Source organism: Delftia sp. JD2 (assembly GCF_001682645.1).
GTDB classification, from domain to species: Bacteria; Pseudomonadota; Gammaproteobacteria; order Burkholderiales; family Burkholderiaceae_C; genus Comamonas; species Comamonas acidovorans.
In genome coordinates, this window is record NZ_LFJT01000025.1 from 1 (window position 1) to 19,031 (window position 19,031).

Annotated in this window: 15 protein-coding genes; 10 read left to right on the top strand and 5 right to left on the bottom strand. The window is 70.3% G+C overall.

Features of this window, described 5'->3' with window-relative positions; genetic code table 11:
- On the bottom strand, window positions 1–997 hold a 997-nt coding region (gene tadA, locus ACM14_RS15145; protein WP_065346629.1), incomplete at its 3' end, for a tRNA adenosine(34) deaminase TadA.
- Between the two features lie 76 nt (window positions 998–1,073).
- Window positions 1,074–2,333: a branched-chain amino acid ABC transporter substrate-binding protein gene (locus tag ACM14_RS15150; protein ID WP_065346594.1), complete on the bottom strand. Its 1,260-nt coding sequence runs from the start codon at window positions 2,331–2,333 to the stop codon at window positions 1,074–1,076.
- A gap of 504 nt (window positions 2,334–2,837) precedes the next feature.
- Between ACM14_RS15150 and ACM14_RS15155 the strand changes: the two genes are divergently transcribed.
- Window positions 2,838–4,844: a U32 family peptidase gene (locus ACM14_RS15155; RefSeq protein WP_065346595.1), complete on the top strand. Its 2,007-nt coding sequence runs from the start codon at window positions 2,838–2,840 to the stop codon at window positions 4,842–4,844.
- Here ACM14_RS15155 and ACM14_RS15160 read toward each other — a convergent pair.
- Both ACM14_RS15160 and ACM14_RS15165 read right to left on the bottom strand, forming a co-directional pair.
- Window positions 4,808–5,089: a hypothetical protein gene (locus ACM14_RS15160; RefSeq protein ID WP_012206611.1), complete on the bottom strand. Its 282-nt coding sequence runs from the start codon at window positions 5,087–5,089 to the stop codon at window positions 4,808–4,810. The genes ACM14_RS15155 and ACM14_RS15160 overlap by 37 nt on opposite strands.
- Window positions 5,090–5,099: 10 nt before the next feature.
- Window positions 5,100–7,442 carry an FdhF/YdeP family oxidoreductase gene (locus ACM14_RS15165; protein WP_065346596.1) on the bottom strand — a complete coding sequence of 781 codons (2,343 nt, stop codon included), beginning with the start codon at window positions 7,440–7,442 and terminating at the stop codon, window positions 5,100–5,102.
- 128 nt (window positions 7,443–7,570) lie between these two features.
- Between ACM14_RS15165 and ACM14_RS15170 the strand changes: the two genes are divergently transcribed.
- Complete coding sequence (locus ACM14_RS15170; RefSeq protein ID WP_012206613.1) at window positions 7,571–8,029, top strand: GNAT family N-acetyltransferase; 459 nt, start codon at window positions 7,571–7,573, stop codon at window positions 8,027–8,029.
- A gap of 12 nt (window positions 8,030–8,041) precedes the next feature.
- Here the strand turns inward: ACM14_RS15170 and ACM14_RS15175 are convergent, their stop codons facing one another.
- Window positions 8,042–10,804: a LuxR C-terminal-related transcriptional regulator gene (locus ACM14_RS15175; RefSeq protein WP_065346597.1), complete on the bottom strand. Its 2,763-nt coding sequence runs from the start codon at window positions 10,802–10,804 to the stop codon at window positions 8,042–8,044.
- A gap of 182 nt (window positions 10,805–10,986) precedes the next feature.
- Between ACM14_RS15175 and ACM14_RS15180 the strand changes: the two genes are divergently transcribed.
- The 8 genes from ACM14_RS15180 to ACM14_RS15215 all read left to right on the top strand — a co-directional run bounded on the left by ACM14_RS15180 (window position 10,987) and on the right by ACM14_RS15215 (window position 19,010).
- Complete coding sequence (locus ACM14_RS15180) at window positions 10,987–11,769, top strand: SDR family NAD(P)-dependent oxidoreductase (RefSeq protein WP_065346598.1); 783 nt, start codon at window positions 10,987–10,989, stop codon at window positions 11,767–11,769.
- A 133-nt stretch (window positions 11,770–11,902) separates the two neighbouring features.
- Window positions 11,903–13,087, top strand: coding sequence for an acetyl-CoA C-acetyltransferase (locus ACM14_RS15185; protein ID WP_065346599.1), 1,185 nt, complete (start codon window positions 11,903–11,905; stop codon window positions 13,085–13,087).
- A gap of 69 nt (window positions 13,088–13,156) precedes the next feature.
- Complete coding sequence (locus ACM14_RS15190; protein ID WP_065346600.1) at window positions 13,157–13,981, top strand: ABC transporter ATP-binding protein; 825 nt, start codon at window positions 13,157–13,159, stop codon at window positions 13,979–13,981.
- On the top strand, window positions 13,965–14,690 hold the full coding sequence (locus tag ACM14_RS15195) for an ABC transporter ATP-binding protein (RefSeq protein ID WP_065346601.1): 726 nt from the start codon (window positions 13,965–13,967) through the stop codon (window positions 14,688–14,690). The genes ACM14_RS15190 and ACM14_RS15195 overlap by 17 nt, the downstream gene beginning before the upstream one ends.
- 5 nt (window positions 14,691–14,695) lie before the next feature.
- Window positions 14,696–15,568 carry a branched-chain amino acid ABC transporter permease gene (locus ACM14_RS15200; protein ID WP_012206619.1) on the top strand — a complete coding sequence of 291 codons (873 nt, stop codon included), beginning with the start codon at window positions 14,696–14,698 and terminating at the stop codon, window positions 15,566–15,568.
- Between the two features lie 161 nt (window positions 15,569–15,729).
- Window positions 15,730–16,758: a branched-chain amino acid ABC transporter permease gene (locus tag ACM14_RS15205; RefSeq protein ID WP_065346630.1), complete on the top strand. Its 1,029-nt coding sequence runs from the start codon at window positions 15,730–15,732 to the stop codon at window positions 16,756–16,758.
- 29 nt (window positions 16,759–16,787) lie between these two features.
- Window positions 16,788–17,645, top strand: a complete 858-nt coding sequence (locus ACM14_RS15210) for an enoyl-CoA hydratase-related protein (protein ID WP_065346602.1) — start codon at window positions 16,788–16,790, stop codon at window positions 17,643–17,645.
- A 156-nt stretch (window positions 17,646–17,801) separates the two neighbouring features.
- Window positions 17,802–19,010, top strand: a complete 1,209-nt coding sequence (locus tag ACM14_RS15215; RefSeq protein ID WP_065346603.1) for an ABC transporter substrate-binding protein — start codon at window positions 17,802–17,804, stop codon at window positions 19,008–19,010.
- The last annotated feature ends 21 nt before the right edge of the window (window positions 19,011–19,031 follow it).

A 19,031-nucleotide genomic window follows, 5' to 3' on the forward strand; every position in this document is an offset into this window, starting at 1 on the left:
CCTCGCCCGCCTCGTGCATGGCGCGGCCCACGGGCCATGACGGCTTGCGCGCCGCCTGCGCAAACCATTGCAGGCAGGCATCGGGCGCCAGGCCTGCGGGCCAGGCATTCATGATCCAGGCGCCGCAAAAACGGGCGGGCTCGGCCTGCGCCACAGCCAGGCCCAGGCGCGCGCCATCGTCATGGCCGACCAGCACGATGCTCCGCAGGTCCAGCGCCAGCACCAGCTCGCGCAGCACCTGCACATGCCAGGCCGCGCTGTGCGCCTTCTCCTTCTTGGGCTGGTCGCTGCGGCCAAAGCCCGGCAGGTCGGGGACCACCACGCGATGGCCGGCCTGGAGCCAGCCGGGCAGCATGGGCTGGAACAGCCGGCCCCATGAGGGACTGCCGTGCAGGCACAGCCAGGTGAGCGGCGCATCGCGCGGTCCTTCATCGACCACGGCCAGGCGCAGGCCTGCCAGCGCCGGCAGATCGCTGCGCCACTGCGGCTGGGCAAAGCCGCCAAAGGTGGAATCCGCATGGCGCAGCGCCGTGTCCTTGAGCGGATGCGGCTGGGCCGCGCGCTGCTCGGCGCGGCGCGTGCGAAAGAAGTCCGACATCAGGGCCGCGCATTCGCCAGCCAGCACGCCGCGCGTCACCTGCGTGTGGTGGTTGATCTGCGGCAGCGCAAACACGTCCAGCACCGATCCGGCAGCGCCCGTGCGCGGCTCGGCCGCGCCATAGACCACGCGGCCCAGGCGCGCATGCAGCATGGCGCCGCTGCACATGGTGCAAGGCTCCAGGGTCACGTAGAGCGTGCAATCGTCCAGCCGGTAATTGCCCAGGCGCGCGGCCGCGTCGCGCAGCGCCAGCACCTCGGCATGGGCCGTGGGGTCGCCCTGGGCCACGGGCGCGTTGCGGCCCCGGCCGACGATGGCGCCGTCCTTGACGATGATGGCGCCCACGGGCACCTCGCCTGCCTGGGCGGCGGCACGCGCCAGCTCCAGGGCGGCGCGCATCCAGGCCTCGTCGTCGGCCTGCGGCAGTGGACGGTGCTCGGCAGTCAAGGTGTCACAGTGTCCGGGCGACTGGGGGTCAGGGCAGCGGCTTGCGCACGCCCTGCGCATAGTGGTAGAGCGTGACGACCGGCGCCTGCAGCTCGCCCTGGGGCGTGAAGGCAATCGGCGCCGTCACGCCGTCATGCCGGGTCTGGCGCAGATAGGGGATATAGGCATCGGGCCGGATGGAGTCGGCCCGCACCATGGCCTGGGCCAGCACCATGGTGGCGTCGTAGGCGTAGGGGCTGAAGACCTGGTACTGGTCGGGAAAGCGCTGGTCGTAGCGCTGCTTCCAGGCAGCGCCGCCCGGCATGCGCTCCAGCGGGCTGCCGCCCACGGCGCAGGTCACATTGCGCAGCGGGGACGTGTTGCCGGCCAGCTCGGGCAGGCGCAGCGTGCACAGGCCATCGCCGCCCAGCAGGCGCACCTTGTCCATGGCCAGCTGGGCCATCTGCCTGAGCATCGGGCCGGCCTGGGCGTCCAGGCCGCCGAAGAAGATGGCGTCCGGCTTCTTGCCCTTGATGGCGGTGAGGATGGGCACGAAGTCGGTGGCCTTGTCGCCGGTGAACTGCTTGTCCACGATCTCGATGCCCTGCTCGCGCGCCTCGGCCTCGAACAGCGCCACGATGCCCTGGCCGTAGGCCGAGCGGTCATCGATGATGGCCGCGCGCTTGACGCCCAGCTTGCCCACGGCGTGCGCGACCAGCGCATCGACCATGGCGCGGTCGTCGGCGATCACGCGGTAGGTGGTGTCGTAGCCCGCCTGGGTGATGGCCGGGTTGCTGGCTGCGGGCGTGACCATGACGATGCCGCAGTCGTGGTAGATGGATGTGGCAGGCAGCGTGGTGCCCGACTGCAGGTGGCCGACCACGGCCGCCACCTTCTTGTCGCACAGGCGCCGGGCCAGGGCCACGGCCTGGCCGGGGTCGCCGCCATCGTCGCCGGCCTCCAGCTTCCAGCGCAGCTTGCGCCCGCCGATCTCCAGCCCCTTGGCGTTGAGATCGTCCAGGGCCATGCGCACGCCGTTTTCCTCATCCTTGCCCAGGCTGGCGATGGGGCCGGACACCGGCCCCGCATGGGCAATGCGCACCACCAGGGGCGCATCGGCTGAACTGGGTGCAGCAGTTGCAGCGGGTGCAGCGGCCGTACCGGGTGCAGCCGCCGCAGCGGAAGCCCCTGCCGACTGCCCGTTGGCCGGGCCGCTTCCCGGCAGCGCCCAGGCCAGGCCGCCGCTGCCCAGCAGGGTGCACAGCAGGGCCGGGCCGGCCCACGGGAAATGGCGAATCGAGGCGTGCATGGCAACTCCTGGAAAAAACGGTCAATCTGTGAAACAGGCGCCCTGGCAAACGAAATCCGCTGCGGCGTGGCCCACTCGGGCGCTGCCCGGCCGGGCAAGGCCTGGCGCAGAAAGCGCGCATCAGGCCCGGGGCGGGGCAGGCACGGGCCGGGGTATCCGGCATGGCGGCCCGGCCCGTGCAGTGCGCATCCTAAAGGATAGGCAAAAACCGGCGCCGCCCGCCAGGGCATCGGGCGCATACCCCCTGGCGCGCGTTTTTTCGGGGCTGCGGCGATAATGCTGCGCCTCACCGCAAGCGGGCTGCGAGGTTTTCGTCGCCGGACCGCCCCAAGAGTGGGGGCCTTTTTTTGTCGCCGGGCCGCCCCAAGACAAAAAGCGGCCCCCTTGGGGGGGCAGCGGACCTTGCGCAGCAAGGGTAGCGTGGGGGCCAGTTTCCCCCGCATTGCGCCCGACGCCCGGCCCCCACGCCGGTGCGGGTACGAACACAGAACACCACAAAGCCCCATGTCCCTCCTGCCCCACCAGCTCGAACTCCTGTCACCCGCGCGCGATGCCGACATCGGCATCGAGGCCGTGAACCATGGCGCCGACGCCGTCTACATCGGCGGCCCCGCCTTCGGCGCACGCGCCACGGCAGGCAACGACATCCGCGACCTGCAGCGCCTGATCAACCACGCGCACCGCTTCGGCAGCCGCATCTTCATCACGCTCAACACCATCCTGCGCGACGATGAACTGGAGGCCGCCCGCAAGATGGCCTGGCAGATCTACGAGGCCGGTGCCGACGCGCTGATCATCCAGGACATGGGCCTGCTGGAGCTGGACCTGCCGCCCATCCAGCTGCACGCCAGCACCCAGACCGACATCCGCACCCCCGAGAAGGCGCGCTTCCTGCAGGACGCCGGCCTGTCGCAGATCGTCGTTGCGCGCGAGCTGGACCTGCAGCAGATCGCCGCCGTGCGCGCGGCCACCGACCCGGCGCGCACCACCATCGAATTCTTCGTGCACGGCGCGCTGTGCGTGGCCTACTCGGGCCAGTGCTACATCACCCACGCCCACACGGGCCGCAGCGCCAACCGCGGCGACTGCAACCAGGCCTGCCGCCTGCCCTACGAGGTGCTGGACGCGAGCGGCCGCATCATCGCCCACGAAAAGCACGTGCTGTCCATGAAGGACAACAACCAGAGCGACAACCTGCGCGCCCTGATCGACGCCGGCGTGCGCAGCTTCAAGATCGAGGGCCGCTACAAGGACATGGGCTACGTGAAGAACATCACGGCCCACTACCGCAAGCTGCTGGACGAAATCATCGAGGAGCGCGAGTTCTCCGACACGCCCCTGGCACGCTCGTCCTCGGGCAGCACCACGTTCAGCTTCACGCCCGACCCCGACCAGAACTTCAACCGCGAGTTCACCGACTACTTCGTCAACGGCCGCAAGGACGACATCGGCGCCTTCGACACGCCCAAGACACCGGGCCGCGCCATCGGCTGGGTCACCAAGGTGGGCGAGAACTTCGTGGAGATCGAGACATCGAGCCGCGACACCGAACTGCACAACGGCGACGGCCTGTGCTACTACGACCTGCAAAAGGAACTGGTGGGCCTGCAGATCAACCGCGCCGAGTCGGTGGATGCGAAGAAGTCGCTGTGGCGCCTGTTTCCCAAGGATCCCATCGCCGGCTTCAAGGACCTGCGCAAGGGCCTGGAGGTCAACCGAAACCGCGACATGGCCTGGGTGCGCACGCTGGACAAGAAGTCCAGCGACCGCCGCATCGGCCTGTGGGCCGAACTCAAGGAAACGCCCGACGGCTTTGCGCTCACGCTGACCGACGAGGACGGCTTCACCGCCACCGCCGCCATCGTGCAGGAACACCAGGCCGCCACCGACGCAGCCCGTGCCGAGGCCACGCTGCGCGAGCAACTGGGCCGCTTCGGCGCCACCATCTTCTCCGTGCATGACATCGGCCTGCAGCTGAGCCAGCCCTGGTTCGTGCCGGCCTCGGCCCTGAACCAGCTGCGCCGCGACGCCGTCGCCGCGCTGGAGGCCGCGCGCCAGGCCGGCTTCGTGCGCCTGCCGCGCGCCCTGCCCGTGGAGCCGCCCGTGCCCTTCCCCGAGGACACGCTGACCTATCTGGCCAACGTCTACAACCAGAAGGCACACGACTTCTACATCAAGCACGGCGTCAAGGTCATGGACGCGGCCTACGAGAGCAAGGAAGAAGAAGGCGAAGTCAGCCTGATGATCACCAAGCATTGCGTGCGCTTTTCCATGAGCCTGTGCCCCAAGCAGGCCAAGGGCGTCATCGGCGTCAAGGGCACCATCAAGGCCGAGCCGCTGCAGCTGATCAACGGCAAGGAAAAACTCACGCTGCGCTTCGACTGCAAGCCCTGCGAGATGCACGTGGTCGGCAAGATGAAGCGCGCGGTGATCAACCAGCACGCCAAGGAAATGCAGGAGTTTCCGATGCAGTTCTACCGCACGCGGCCCGTGCCTTCGGCCAGCGCCTGACAGGCCTCGGCCTCCACCCACAAGCGCCCGCGCTCCGTCAGGGCCGCCAGCCACCGCCCCTCTTCCTGCTCCAGCCTGACCCAGCCCGGCCCCGGTGTGCCGGCAATGGGCGCATCGCCCATCAGCGCCAGGCAGCGCATGAGCACGCTGGCGCCCTGCCCCAGGCGCTTGCCCAGCCTGGGCAGGGACATGGGTGCGGGCTCGGTGGCCAATTCGCGCAGGATGGCGGCGGCCAGTTCTTCCATGCCTTGCACTTCAGGCCGCCATTTCTTCCAGCGCGGGAGACGGCACGGCAGGCAGCCTGTGCGCCACCAGCTGCACGGGAATGGACTTGGAGCTGGGCGTGCCCGCCACGATGGCCTTGGCCGACAGCGGCACCAGCGGATTGGTCTCTGGATAGTAGGCAGCGATGCAGCCGCGCGGAATGTCGTAGGCCACGAGCCTGAAGCGCTCGGCGCTGCGCTGCTGGCCGTCATCCCACACCGTCTGCAGGTCCACCCAGTCGCCATTCTTCATGCCCAGGGCGCGGATGTCCTCGGCATGGATGAAGACCACGCGGCGCTGTCCGAAGACGCCGCGGTAGCGGTCGTCCATGCCGTAGATGGTGGTGTTGTACTGGTCGTGCGAGCGCGTGGTGAACAGCGTGAACACCGGCGATGCGCCGGGGCTGCGCGCGGCGCGTGCGCGGTGCACGGGCGTGTCGCGCGGCACGGCGTGCACGAAGAAGCCGGCCTTGCCCCGGGGCGTCTCCCAGATGCGCTCGCTCGCCGCATTGCGCAGCTTGAAGCCGCCCGGCACGGCCACGCGCGCGTTGAAGTCGTGGAAGTCGTCGAAGACCTGCTCGATCAGCTCGCGTATGCGTGCATAGTCGCCGGCCAGCTCCAGCCAGGGCACGGGCCGCTGCGCGCCCAGCGTGGCGGCGGCCAGGCGCGCGACGATGGCGATCTCGCTGAGCAGGTGCTCCGACGCAGGCGGGTTGATGCCGCTGGAGATATGGACCATGCCCATGGAGTCCTCCACCGTCACGCCCTGCGGGCCGACGGCCTGCATGTCGATCTCGGTGCGGCCCAGGCAGGGCAGGATCAGCGCCTCGCGGCCGTGCACCAGATGGCTGCGGTTGAGCTTGGTGGTCACATGCACGGTCAGGTCGCAGCGGCGCAGCGCCTGCCAGGTGGCATGCGTGTCGGGCGTGGCCGCCGCGAAGTTGCCGCCCAGCGCAAAGAAGACCTTGCCCCGGCCCTCGAGCATGAGGCGGATGGACTCGACCACGTCCACGCCGTGGGCGCGCGGCGGCTCGAAGCCGAAGACCTGCTGCAGCCGGTCCAGCAGCGCGGCCGGCGGCTTTTCCCAGATGCCCATGCTGCGGTCGCCCTGCACATTGCTGTGGCCGCGCACCGGGCAGGCACCTGCGCCGGGGCGGCCGATGTTGCCGCGCAGCAGCAGCAGGTTGACCAGCATCTGCACGGCGGCCACCGAATGCATGTGCTGCGTGATGCCCATGCCCCAGCAGACTATGGTGCTGCGGGCGGCGATGTAGACCTCGGCCGCCGTCTGCATCTGCGCGCGGCTCAGGCCGGACTCGGCCTCCAGCAGGCCCCAGTCCTCGGCCCGCAGGTCCTCGGCCAGGGCCTCGAAGCCGGTGGTGTGTTCGGCGATGAAGGCATGGTCCAGGACGCCGCCGCCCCCTTGCCCCAGTGCATCGTCCTGCGCGATCACATGCTTCATGATGCCCTTGACGGCCGCGATGTCGCCGCCCACGCGCAGTTGGAAGTAGTGCGTGCTGATGGGCGTGGCGCCCAGGGTGGCCATCTCCAGCTTGCTTTGCGGGTCCTGGAAGCGCTCCAGCCCGCGCTCGCGCAGCGGGTTGAAGCTCAGGATGCGCGCGCCGCGCTTGTGGGCTGCGCGCAGCTCGCCCAGCATGCGCGGGTGGTTGGTGCCGGGGTTCTGGCCGAAGATGAAGATGGCATCGGCCTGCTCGAAATCGGCCAGCTGCACCGTGCCCTTGCCCACGCCGATCTGCGGCTTCATGCCGCTGCCGCTGGGCTCGTGGCACATGTTGGAGCAGTCGGGGAAATTGTTGGTGCCGTAGGCGCGCACGAACAGCTGGTAGAGAAAGGCTGCCTCGTTGCTGGCGCGGCCCGAGGTGTAGAAGATGGCCTGGTCAGGGTCGGGCAGCGCGTTCAGGTGGCGAGCGATCAGCGCAAAGGCGTCGTCCCAGGCGATCGGCCGGTAGCGGTCGCTGGCCGCGTCGTACACCATGGGTTCGGTGAGCCGGCCCTGGTCTTCCAGCCAGAAATCGCTTTGCGCCATGAGCTCGGCCACCGTGTGCCGGGCAAAGAATTCGGGCGTCACGCGGCGCGCCGTGGCCTCGGCCGCCACGGCCTTGGCGCCGTTCTCGCAGAACTCGAAGGTGGAATGGTGGTTGCGGTCGGGCCAGGCGCAGCCCGGGCAGTCGAAGCCGTCGGGCTGGTTGGCCGACAGCAGCGTCTTGGCGCCCTTGACGGCGATATCCTGGCGCATCAGGGCCTGGCTCACGCTGCGCAGTGCGCCCCAGCCGCCAGCGGCCCCCTTGTAGAACTCGATCTTTTGTTCGGACATGGAACGGGAGTGTTCCGCCTGTCCATGATCCAGGTCAAATCACATCTCCAAATGGAGAGATTCAGCAAAGATATGAGCACGGCATCCTTGCCCTGCGCCATGCTGGCAACCTCCGCCCCGGACCACCGATGAACTCCACAGCCATACACACCGCCATCCCCGAAGACGCCGCGCTGATCGCGCCGCTGTTCGATGCCTACCGCCAGTTCTACGAGCAACCTGCGGATGCCGACGCGGCGCTGGCCTTCATCACGGCGCGGCTGGAGCGCGGCGAATCCGTGATCCTGCTGGCCCGCCGACCGGACGGCAGTGCCCTGGGCTTTTGCCAGCTCTATCCCTCGTTCTGCTCGGTGCTGGCCGCGCCCATCTACGTGCTCTACGACCTCTTCGTGGCGCCCGATGCGCGCCGCCTGGGCGTGGGCCGCGCCCTGCTGCTGGCGGCCGAAGCCCATGCCCGCGCCACGGGCCATGCACGCATGGACCTGACCACGGCCCGCAACAACCTGCGCGCCCAGGCGCTGTACGAGTCGCTGGGCTGGGTGCGTGACGAAGTGTTCCTGACCTATGCGCGCCATCTGCAGGCTTGAGCCGCCAGCGGCCTAGCGCAAAACCCGCAGCTCCCGCGCCAGCGCCACGGCCTGGGTGCGGCTGCGCGCGCCCAGCTTGAGGTTGATGCTGCGCAGGTGGGTGCGCACCGTGCTGTCGGAGACGAAGAGCTTCTCGGCCATGGCCGCATTGGAGTAGCCCGAGGCCAGCAATTCCAGCACGCGCAGCTCCTTGCGGGTCAGGGGCTCGGCAAGCGCCGTGGCCGGCGCCGGGCCCTGGGGCGCATCCGCTGCCTGCAGCTCGGGGGGATCGGCGGGCTCGGCAGGCTCGCCCAGGGCAGACAGCAGCCGCTGCGCATGGGCGGCAGCCTCTGGCTCCGCCGCTTCCGTGCGGCGCGTCAGTGAAGGCGATAGTGAGGGCGACAGCACACGCTGCAGCACGGGCGCGAGCAGCGGCCCCTCATCGAGCATCAGGCGCACAAAGCCTTCGCTGGCCCCGTGGCGCAGCGGCTGGGCCAGCATGGCGGCTGCGGCGTCCATGTCGCCGCAGCCCGCCTCGGCCAGCGCGCACAGCACCTGCAGCTTGAGGCTGCGGTGGCGGCGCCCGCGCAGTTGCGCATCGGCCAGCAAGGGGGCGATGGCATCGCGCACGGCACGGCAGTCGCCAAAGTGCAGCCCCCAGCGCAGCCGGGCGATGGCGATGTCCTCCACCTCGTGCGGGGGCAGGCGCAGGCGTTCCACGCGCGGCCATACGCCGGGATCGTCGGCACGCTCCAGCGCCTCGGACGCGGCGGCCCGGTTGCCCTGCAGCACGAAGATGCGCGCATGCTCCAGCCGGGCGCTGGCCGTCACGCGGGGCAGCTGGCGTTCATGCCCCAGGTACTCCAGTTCGGTCAGCAGGCCGAAGGCCGCATCCACATCGCCACGCACGAAGGCAATGCGCGCACGCATGCGGTAGCTGGAGATCACATGGTCGGGCAGGCCCACGTCGCGGGCCAGCGGCAGGTAGACGTTGAGCAGGTGGTCGGCGCCGTCGAGGTCGTTGGTCTCGTAGAGCACGCCGGCATGCAGCACGCCGGCCCAGGCATTGCCGTTGGTGGGGTTGTAGGAGGCGCTGCGCGGCGTGGCGGCCAGCGCCACGCGAAAGCGCGACGCCGCCTGCCGCAGCCGTCCGCCCGACAGGTCCAGCACGCCCTCCATGGCCTCGGTGTACATGCGGCTGAACAGGCTGCCGGCCTGGGTGCTGCGCGCCGCGTCCAGCAGGCGGTGGGCCTCCTCGGCATCGCCCAGCACCGACACCACGTAGGCCATGGCATTGGTCAGCGAGCTGTCTGCAAACGGCCGGCAGCTGGGCAGGCAGGCCAGCGCCTGGCGGCCCAGGGGCGCCGCCTCTTCCACGCGGTCCATCATGGCCAGCAGCAGCGGCTGCAGGGCCATGACCAGCGCCTGCGCGGCGGGGTCTGCGGCCATGCGGGGCCGCAAGGCGTCCAGCCGCTGCTGCGCCTGCCAGGGGCCGCGCGTGAAGCAGTCGGCATAGGCGGCCACGGCCTGCAGCAGCGGCTCGCGCGCCATCAGCGGCGCCGGCATGGCCGAGAACCAGCGCGACAGCAGGCGCATGCGGCCCTGCTCCATCAGCGCCTCGGCGTGGCGCGCCAGCAGGGACAGGGCATGCGGCAGGTCGCCGCCTTCCAGCGCATGCTCGATGGCGGGCACGGGCCGGCCGCAGGATTCGTACCAGCCGCTGGCCGCCAGGTGAAGGCGCGTCAATTCACCGGGCTGCTCGCGCAGCAGCTGCGCGCGCAGGAAGTCGGCAAACATGCTGTGGTAGCGCCAGCTGTGCCCGCCCTGGCCACCCTGCGCCTCGTCGGCCAGCGGCACCAGGAACAGGTGGGCCTGCTCCAGCGCCTGCAGCATGGCGGCGCCGTCGGCGCGCGGCACCAGGGCCTGGCAGACCTGGGCATCCAGCGTGCGCAGGATGCTGGTGCGCAGCAGGAAGTCGCGCACGGACGCGGGCTGCTGGGCCAGCACATCCTCGGCCAGGTAGTCGGCCACGGCGCGCTCCGAGCCCGAGAAGCGCTCGATGAAATCGCTGTGCGGGCCATGGCGCTCCAGCGCCAGCGAGGCCAGCCACAGCGCGCCTATCCAGCCTTCGGTCTTGTCCAGCAGCCGCGCCAGGGCCTCGCGCGGCAGCGGGCAGCCGCGCAGGCGAAAGAACTCCTCGGCCTCGGCCGCTGAAAAGCGCAGCAGCGCCGCATCGATCTCCAGCAACTGGCCACTGGTGCGCAGCCGCCCCAGTCCCAGGGCCGGCAGCGCGCGCGAGCCTATGACCAGGCGCCCGCGCTCGGGCAGCTGCTCCATGAGCTGGCGCACCAGGCCGAGCACGGCATCGTTGTGCAGCACCTCGAAATCATCGATGAACAGCGCAAAGGAGCGGCCCTCGCCGGCCAGCGCATGCAGGGCCTGGGACAACTCGCCGGCGCCTTGCGACGGCCCCACCCCCAGGGTGCGCACGGCCGCGCCCAGGCACTGCAGAAAGCGTGAGACATCGTTGTCGGCGGCATCCAGCGTCAGCCACGCCGTGGCCTGGCCCTCGGCCTGCAGGCGCTCGCGCATCTGGCGCATGGCCGTGGTCTTGCCGAAGCCGGCCGGCGCGCGCACCAGCACCACGCGGGCGCGCAAGGCCTCGGGCCAGCGCGCGGCAACGGCCAGCCGGGCCACCTGGGCGGCAGCGGCGCGCGGCGGGCTCAGCTTGGCCTGCGGCACGTAGCCGGAACCCGGACCGGGGCCGGAGGAATGGGTGGGCGCTGGGGGCTGCATGCAGGCAGGGGGCACTGTGAAGGGGTGAGGCACCGGGCACTTTCGTCGGTTTCGACGATGGCGGCAAGACGGGGCGATTCCTAGACTTGAAGGCAGATCATAGGTGGCGAACCGCCCCCTGTCCCGATCCAAGGCGACAGGCAACGGCGCGCCGCCAACGCACCAACCAAGGAGACCTTCACATGCAGCTTGACGCAAGCATCAGCGCCGTCGTCACGGGCGGGGCATCGGGCCTGGGCGCGGCCACCGCGCGCCGCCTGGCCGCAAAAGGCGTGCGCGTCGCCCTGTTCGACCTCAACGAGACGGCCGGGCAGGCGCTGGCGCGCGAGACAGGCGGCCTGTTCTGCCGCGTGGACGTGACCGACGAGGCCAGCGTGGACGCGGGCTTTGCCCAGGCCCGCGCGGCCCACGGGCAGGAGCGCATCCTGGTCAACTGCGCGGGCACGGGCAATGCCGTCAAGACGGCCAGCCGCGACAAGGCCACGGGCGAGATCCGGCACCTGCCCGTGGCCAATTTCGACCGCATCATCCAGATCAACCTGGTGGGCACCTTCCGCTGCATCGCCAAGTCGGCGGCAGGCATGCTCACGCTGGAGCCGCTGGCCGACGGCGAGCGCGGCGCCATCGTCAACACCGCCTCGGTGGCGGCGCAGGACGGGCAGATAGGCCAGGCCAGCTACTCGGCCAGCAAGGCCGGCATCACGGGCATGACCCTGCCCATCGCGCGCGACCTCATGGGCGAGGGCATCCGCGTGAACACCATCCTGCCCGGCATCTTCGACACGCCGCTGCTGCAGGGCGCGCCCGACAACGTGAAGGCCGCGCTGGCCGCCTCCGTGCCCTTTCCCAAGCGGCTGGGCCAGCCCGACGAATACGCCCACCTGGCCGAGACCATGATCACCAACGGCTACTTCAACGGCGAGTGCGTGCGCCTGGACGGCGCCATCCGCATGGCGCCGCGTTAGGCGTACCGCCCAGTCACCACGGCAGGCACCGCCCCCGCGTTTTCCCTGGCCGGAATCGTCGCTTGCGACGATGCCCGGCCCGCGCCGGCCGGGCCACCATCCCCCCAGGAATACAGGAACAGGAGACATATCCATGGCACAGGCATACATCGTTGCCGCCACGCGCACGGCGGGCGGCAAGCGCGGCGGAAAGCTCTCGGGCTGGCATCCGGCCGATCTCGCGGCCCAGGTGCTGGACGAGCTGGTGCGCCGCAGCCAGGCCGACCCGGCCCAGGTCGAGGACGTGATCATGGGCTGCGTCAGCCAGGTGGGCCAGCAGGCGACGAACGTGGCGCGCAACGCGGTGCTGGCCTCGTCCCTGCCCGAGTCCGTGCCGGGCACCACGGTGGACCGGCAGTGCGGGTCGTCCCAGCAGGCTCTGCACTTTGCGGCCCAGGCCGTGATGTCGGGCAGCATGGACATGGTGATCGCCGCAGGCGTGGAGAGCATGTCGCGCGTGCCCATGGGCACGCCCAACGCCCTGCCCGCCAAGGCCGGCCTGGGCGTGTACATGAGCCCGGCCATGCAGCAGCGCTACCCGGGCGTGGAGTTCAGCCAATTCATGGGCGCCGAGATGATGGCCGGCAAGTACGGCCTGGCCAAGAACCAGCTGGACGCCTATGCGCTGCAAAGCCATGAGCGCGCCGTGCAGGCCGCGCGCGAGGGCCGCTTCGACCGCGAGATCCTGGCCGTGCAGGCGCGCAGCGCCGAAGGCGGTGCCGAGGGGGAAGGCCAGCCGCACACGGTGGATGAAGGCATACGCTTCAACGCCACGCTGGAAGGCATTGCCGGCGTCAAGACCATCCGCGAAGGCGGATGCGTGACCGCCGCCACGGCCAGCCAGATCTGCGATGGCGCCAGCGGCGTCATGGTGGTCAGCGAGCGCGGCCTCAAGGCCCTGGGCGTGCAGCCGCTGGCGCGCATCCACCACATGAGCCTGCTCGGGCATGACCCCGTGATCATGCTGGAGGCCCCCATCCCCGCCACCCAGGCCGCGCTGAAAAAGGCCGGCATGCGCATCTCCGACATCGACCTGTACGAAGTCAACGAGGCCTTTGCCCCCGTGCCGCTGGCCTGGCTGCAGGCCACGGGCGCCGATCCGGCGCGGCTCAACGTCAACGGCGGCGCCATTGCGCTGGGCCATCCGCTGGGTGCCTCGGGCACCAAGCTCATGGCCACGCTGATCCACGCCCTGCACGCACGCGGCGGGCGCTACGGCCTGCAGACCATGTGCGAGGGCGGCGGCATGGCCAACGTCACCATCATCGAGCGCCTGTAGGCGCCGCCATGCCACCGTGCGGCCGGCGCGGCCCGCGCCGGTCGCCCACCATCGGGGGGAGGGAAAGCCATGAGCCAGGACTCGCAGCCCCTGCTGCGCATCGAAGGCGTTTCGCTGCGCTTCGGCGGCATCGTCGCGCTGGACGGCGTGAGTTTCGATGTTGCGGCAGGCCAGATCTGCGGCCTCATCGGCCCCAACGGTGCGGGCAAGAGCAGCCTGTTCAACTGCCTGTCGCGGCTGTATGCCTGGCAGGCCGGCCACATCCGCTTTCGCGGCCAGCCGCTGGCCACGCTGGCGCGCCACCGCATGGCCGCGCTGGGCATGGGCCGTACCTTCCAGAACCTGGCCCTGTTCTCCAGCATGACGGTGGCCGACAACGTGCGCCTGGGCACGCACAGCCACCAGCACGCCGGCTTTGTGCGCGACGCCCTGCGCCTGCCCGGCGTGCGCCGGCGCGAGGAAGAAGCCCGCGCCCAGGCGCAATCGCTGATGGCCCTGCTGGAGCTGACGGGCGTGGCAGAGCGCCGCGTGGCCGGCCTGCCCTTCGGCACGCAAAAGCGCGTGGAGCTGGCGCGCGCCCTGGCCTGCCGCCCGCAGTTGCTGCTGCTGGACGAGCCGGCCTGCGGCCTCAACCATGAGGAGCTGGCCGGCCTGGGCGACCTGATCCTGTCGCTGCGCGACCGGCTGGGCCTGACCGTGCTGCTGGTGGAGCACCACATGGGCCTGGTCATGCGCGTGAGCGACAAGGTCGTGGCGCTGAACTTCGGCCGCAAGATCGCCGAGGGCACGCCGGGCGAGGTTCGCGCCCATGCCGAAGTCATCCGTGCCTACCTGGGTTCGGACATGCAGCCGCAGGATCAGGACAGGGAGGTGGCGCATGCCGGCACTGCTTGAAATCCGCGGACTGCATGCGGCCTACGGGTCGGTGCGCGTGCTGGACGGCATCGACATGGACCTGGCCGAAGGCCGCGTCACGGCCCTGCTGGGCGCCAATGGCGCGGGCAAGACCACCACGCTGCGCGCCATCTGCCGCCACCTGGTGGACACGCGCGGCGAGGTGCGCCTGGCCGGCGAACGCATAGACCGGCACAGCACCGAGCGCATCGCGCGCCAGGGCGTGGGCCATGTGCCCGACGGGCGCGGCACCTTCGCCCAGCTCAGCGCCGAAGACAACCTGCGCCTGGGCGCGCAGGCCCGGCCCACGCGCGCGGCCCGCGCCGACGTGGGCCGCGACATGGAGCGCATGTTCGGCTACTTCCCCCGCCTGCGCGAGCGCCGCGCCCAGCAGGCCGGCACGCTGTCGGGCGGCGAGCAGCAGATGCTGGCCATTGCCCGCGCCCTCATGGGCCGCCCGCGCCTGCTGCTGCTGGACGAGCCCTCCTTCGGGCTGGCGCCGCTGGTGGTGCGCGACATCTTCGGCATCCTGCGGCGCATCAACGCCGAGCAGGGCACGACCATCCTGCTGGTGGAGCAGAACGCGCGCCTGGCGCTGGAGCTGGCGCACAGCGCCTACCTGCTGGAGACCGGCCGCATCGTGCTGCACGGCCCCAGCGAAGCCATGCGCCGCAACGATGCGGTGCGCCAGGCCTATCTCGGGGAGTAGCGGCCATGGACGCCTTCATCCACCAATTGCTGGCCGGCCTGGCCACGGGCGGCATCTATGCCACCGTGGCCCTGGCCCTGGTCATGATCTACCAGGCCACGCACCACATCAATTTCGCGCAGGGCGAGATGGCCATGTTCTCCACCTTCATCGCCTGGGCGCTGCTGCAGGCGGGGCTGCCGTACTGGTGGGCCTTCCTGGCCACGGTGGCGCTGTCCTTCGTGCTGGGCGCGGCCGTGGAGTTCGCCATCATCCGCCCCATGCACAAGGCGGCGGACCTGGCCCAGGTGGTGGTCTTCATCGGCCTGCTGATCGTCTTCCACAGCCTGGCCGGCTGGATCTTCGGCTACACCATCAAGGAGTTTCCCAGCCCGTTCCCGGCCGACGCCTGGTATGGCAGCGCCCTGATGTCGGCCCATGAGGTGGGCACCATCTTCGTGGCCCTGGCCATCGTGGCACTGCTGTTTGCCTTCTTCCGGCTCACGCCGCTGGGGCTGGCCATGCGCGCGGCCGCGCAGAACCCGGCCTCCTCGCGCCTGGTGGGCATCTCCGTGGGGCGCATGCTGATGCTGGGCTGGGGCCTGGCCGGCGCCATCGGCGCGGTGGCCGGGATGATGGTGGCGCCCGTGGTCTTCCTCGATCCGCACATGATGAGCGGCGTGCTGCTGTATGCCTTTGCGGGCGCGCTGCTGGGCGGCATCGACAGCCCCGCGGGCGCCGTGCTGGGCGGCTTCATCGTGGGCGTGCTTGAAAACCTCGTGGGCAGCTACGTGGTCGGCACCGAACTCAAGCTTTCTGTGGCCTTGGTGCTGATCGTGGGCGTGCTCATCGTGCGGCCGGCCGGGCTGATGGGCCGCAAAGTCGTCAGGAGGGTTTGAACAATGCCCCCCCTGAGCGGCTACGCCGCCCCCCCTCTCTCGCTACGCGGGAGGGGGACGACACCCTCGCGGCGGGGCGGCGCGGCCGGCGTAGGCCCTTGCTCGGTGTCCCTCGCTTTTGGGCCACGCCAGTTTTGTGCCCAACGCCCTGGAGAACAATGATGTCCACACGGTCCGCCTCCTCGTCTGACGCACTGGTCGCCGCCACCAGCGCGCCCCGCCCCCTGCCCCTGGGCACGGTACTGATCGCGGCGCTGGCGCTGGCGGCCTGCTCGCTGGTCTTCGTGGCCAAGGGCTACCAGCTGTTCCAGGCCACCATGGTGCTGGCCTATGCCGTGGCCCTGGTGGGGCTGAACATTCTCACGGGCTACAGCGGCCAGATCTCGCTGGGCCATGGCGCCTTCTTCGCCATAGGCGCCTATGCGGCCGGCATCCTGATGGACCGCGCGGGCCTGGCCTACTGGCTGGCCGTGCCTGCAGCGGGCCTGGTGAGCCTGGCGGCGGGCTACCTGTTCGGGCGGCCCGCGCTCAGGCTGGAAGGGCTGTACCTGGCGCTGGCCACCTTTGCGCTGGGCGTGGCCATGCCCCAGCTGCTCAAGTACCGCCACCTGGAAGCCTGGACCGGCGGCGTGGGCGGCATCGTGCTGACCAAGCCCGAGGCGCCCTGGGGCCTGCCGCTGGATGCCGACCAGTGGTTCTACCTCTATGCATTGTCCGTGGCGGCCCTGCTGTTCTGGATGGCGCGCAACCTCATAGACAGCGGCAGCGGCCTGGCGCTGCGCGCCATCCGCGACCACGCCATGGCGGCCGAGGCCATGGGCGTGGACAACGCGCACTGCAAGTCCATGGCCTTTGCGATTTCGGCCGGCTACACGGGCGTGGGCGGCGCGCTGTCGGCCATTGCCGTGCAGTTCGTGGCGCCCGACTCCTTCACCATGTTCCTGTCCATTTCGCTGCTGGTGGGCGTGGTGGTGGGCGGCGTGGGAACGCTGTGGGGCGCGCTGTTCGGCGCCCTGTTCATCATGTTCATCCCGGGGCTGGCCGAGCAGGTGTCCAAGGCCGCGCCCTGGGCCGTCTACGGCACCGTGCTCATCGTCTTCATGTTCGCCATGCCCGGCGCCGTGATGGGCCTGCTGCACCGGCTGGGCCGGCCGGGCCGGCGCCTGCCCCGGCAGCGGCCGCGTGCCTGACTTTCCATCCCCACCCACAGGAGTCCCCCATGAATTCCAGTCCGGCCGTCCGCATGGAACGCCACGGCAACAACGGCGACAGCGGCGAGATCGCCCTCATCGTCCTCCAGGACAGCGCCCGCATGAATCCGCTGGGCAGGCCCTTGCAGTTGCGTCTGCGCGAACTGCTGGCCGAGGTGCGCGAGGACACCTCCCTCCGCGCCCTGGTGCTCACCGCCGAGGGCCGGGGCTTTTGCGTGGGCGCGGACCTGTCGTCCATGGGCGGCGCACAAGGCGGGGCACAAGGCGGGGCCCAGGCCGATGGCCGCACGCTGGGCGCGCAGACGGCCGACAACATGCACCAGCTGTCCAACCGCCTCATCCTGGACCTGCAGCAGTTGCCCGTGCCCGTGGTCTGCGCCATCAACGGCGCGGCAGCCGGGGCCGGCGTGGGCCTGGCCCTGGCTGGCGACGTGGCGCTGGCGGCGCGCTCGGCCTACTTCTACCTGCCTTTCCTGCCGCGCCTGGGCATCGTGCCGGACCTGGGCACCACCTGGTTCATCGAGCGCCGGCTGGGCCGTGCGCGCGCCCTGGGCCTGTCCCTGCTGGGCGACAGGCTGGGCGCGCAGCAGGCCGCCGACTGGGGCCTGGTCTGGGCCTGCGTGGACGACGAGGCCCTGCGCGAACAGGCCCTGGCCACGGCCGCCCGCCTGGCGCGGCTGCCGGCCGGTGCCGTGCTGGAAGCCCGCCGCGCGCTGGACCACGCAGCCGCTTCCACGCTGGAGCAGCAGCTTCACTACGAGGCTGAACGCCAGCGCGAGCTGGTGGGCGCGCCGGCCTTCATGGAAGGCGTGAAGGCCTTCATGCAAAAGCGCGAACCCGTGTTCGCGCCCCGCCAGCCGGGCTGACCGCCGCGCCTTCCTTCCACGCCGTCCCGACGCACCTTGCTGCGCCCGCACATGCATTCGTCGGAATCGACGATGGGCGCGCGCCGGGCCGGTTCCTACCATGGACCGGCCACCACAAGAAAAGCGGGCACGGCGCCCGCAAGCCAGGAGACAACCATGCGCAACACCATCGCCCGGGGCCCCTGGGCCCTGATCGCCTGCCTGGCGCTGGCCCTGCCGGCCATCACCCAGGCGCCAGCCCAGGCCCAGAAGAAGTACGACACCGGCGCCAGCGACACCGAGATCCGCATCGGCAACTTCGTGCCCTACTCGGGTCCCGTGTCGGCCTACGGAACCATAGGCAAGGCCCATGCGGCCTACTTCGCCAAGATCAATGCCGAGGGCGGCATCAACGGCCGCAAGATCACCTACCTCTCGGCCGACGACGCCTACAACCCCGCCCAGAGCGTGGAGCAGACGCGCAAGCTGGTCGAGCGCGACGGCGTGCTGCTGATGTTCGGCGCGCTGGGCACCTCGCACAACCAGGCCGTGCATCGCTACATGAACCAGCGCAAGGTGCCCCAGCTGTTCGTCTCCACGGGCGCCACGCGCTGGGGCGATCCGAAGAACTTCCCCTGGACCATGGGCTGGCAGCCCACCTACCAGCTCGAAGGCCGCACCTTCGCCCAGCACATCCTGGCCACGCGGCCCCAGGCCAAGGTGGCCGTCCTGATGCAGAACGACGACTTCGGCAAGGACTACCTCAAGGGCGTGCTCGACGGCTTTGGCGAGCAGGCCAAGCAGCGCATCGTCGTGCAGCAGACCTACGAGGTCGGCGACCCCACGGTGGACAGCCAGATGGTGGCGCTCAAGGGCTCGGGGGCGGACACCTTCATCAACATCAGCACGCCCAAGTTCGCGGCCCAGTCCATACGCAAGGCCGCCGACATCGGCTGGAAGCCTGCGCACTACCTGGTCAGCGTCTCGCTGTCCATCAGCTCGGTGCTCAAGCCCGCGGGCCTGGACAACGCGCGCGGCGTGATGACGGCCAGCTACCTGCGCGAGCCCTCGGACCCCACCAACCAGGGCACGCCCGAGCTGGCCGGCTACCTGGCCTTCATGCAGAAGTACTACCCGGCCGGCGATCCCAACGATTCGCTCAACGTCATCGGCTACTCCCAGGCCCAGACCCTGGTGCAGGTGCTCAGGCAGGCCGGCGACGAGCTCACGCGCGCCAACATCATGAAGCAGGCCGCCAGCCTGAAGATGGACCTGCCCATGCTCTACCCGGGCATCAGCCTGCAGACCGGTGGGGACGATTTCTTCCCCATCAAGAAGATGCAGCTCGTGCGCTTCGACGGCAGCCGCTACGCGCCCGTGCAATGACCCCGGCCTTCAAGACAACGA

Excerpts from the sequence above, each read along its gene's own strand:
- ACM14_RS15160 (WP_012206611.1), bottom strand. The coding sequence starts at position 5,089 with ATGGAAGAACTGGCCGCCGCCATCCTGCGCGAATTGGCCACCGAGCCC.
- ACM14_RS15165 (WP_065346596.1), bottom strand. The coding sequence starts at position 7,442 with ATGTCCGAACAAAAGATCGAGTTCTACAAGGGGGCCGCTGGCGGCTGG.
- ACM14_RS15150 (WP_065346594.1), bottom strand. The coding sequence starts at position 2,333 with ATGCACGCCTCGATTCGCCATTTCCCGTGGGCCGGCCCGGCCCTGCTG.
- ACM14_RS15215 (WP_065346603.1), top strand. The coding sequence starts at position 17,802 with ATGCGCAACACCATCGCCCGGGGCCCCTGGGCCCTGATCGCCTGCCTG.
- ACM14_RS15185 (WP_065346599.1), top strand. The coding sequence starts at position 11,903 with ATGGCACAGGCATACATCGTTGCCGCCACGCGCACGGCGGGCGGCAAG.
- ACM14_RS15195 (WP_065346601.1), top strand. The coding sequence starts at position 13,965 with ATGCCGGCACTGCTTGAAATCCGCGGACTGCATGCGGCCTACGGGTCG.
- ACM14_RS15155 (WP_065346595.1), top strand. The coding sequence starts at position 2,838 with ATGTCCCTCCTGCCCCACCAGCTCGAACTCCTGTCACCCGCGCGCGAT.
- ACM14_RS15210 (WP_065346602.1), top strand. The coding sequence starts at position 16,788 with ATGAATTCCAGTCCGGCCGTCCGCATGGAACGCCACGGCAACAACGGC.
- ACM14_RS15170 (WP_012206613.1), top strand. The coding sequence starts at position 7,571 with ATGAACTCCACAGCCATACACACCGCCATCCCCGAAGACGCCGCGCTG.
- ACM14_RS15190 (WP_065346600.1), top strand. The coding sequence starts at position 13,157 with ATGAGCCAGGACTCGCAGCCCCTGCTGCGCATCGAAGGCGTTTCGCTG.
- ACM14_RS15200 (WP_012206619.1), top strand. The coding sequence starts at position 14,696 with ATGGACGCCTTCATCCACCAATTGCTGGCCGGCCTGGCCACGGGCGGC.
- ACM14_RS15180 (WP_065346598.1), top strand. The coding sequence starts at position 10,987 with ATGCAGCTTGACGCAAGCATCAGCGCCGTCGTCACGGGCGGGGCATCG.
- ACM14_RS15175 (WP_065346597.1), bottom strand. The coding sequence starts at position 10,804 with ATGCAGCCCCCAGCGCCCACCCATTCCTCCGGCCCCGGTCCGGGTTCC.
- ACM14_RS15205 (WP_065346630.1), top strand. The coding sequence starts at position 15,730 with ATGTCCACACGGTCCGCCTCCTCGTCTGACGCACTGGTCGCCGCCACC.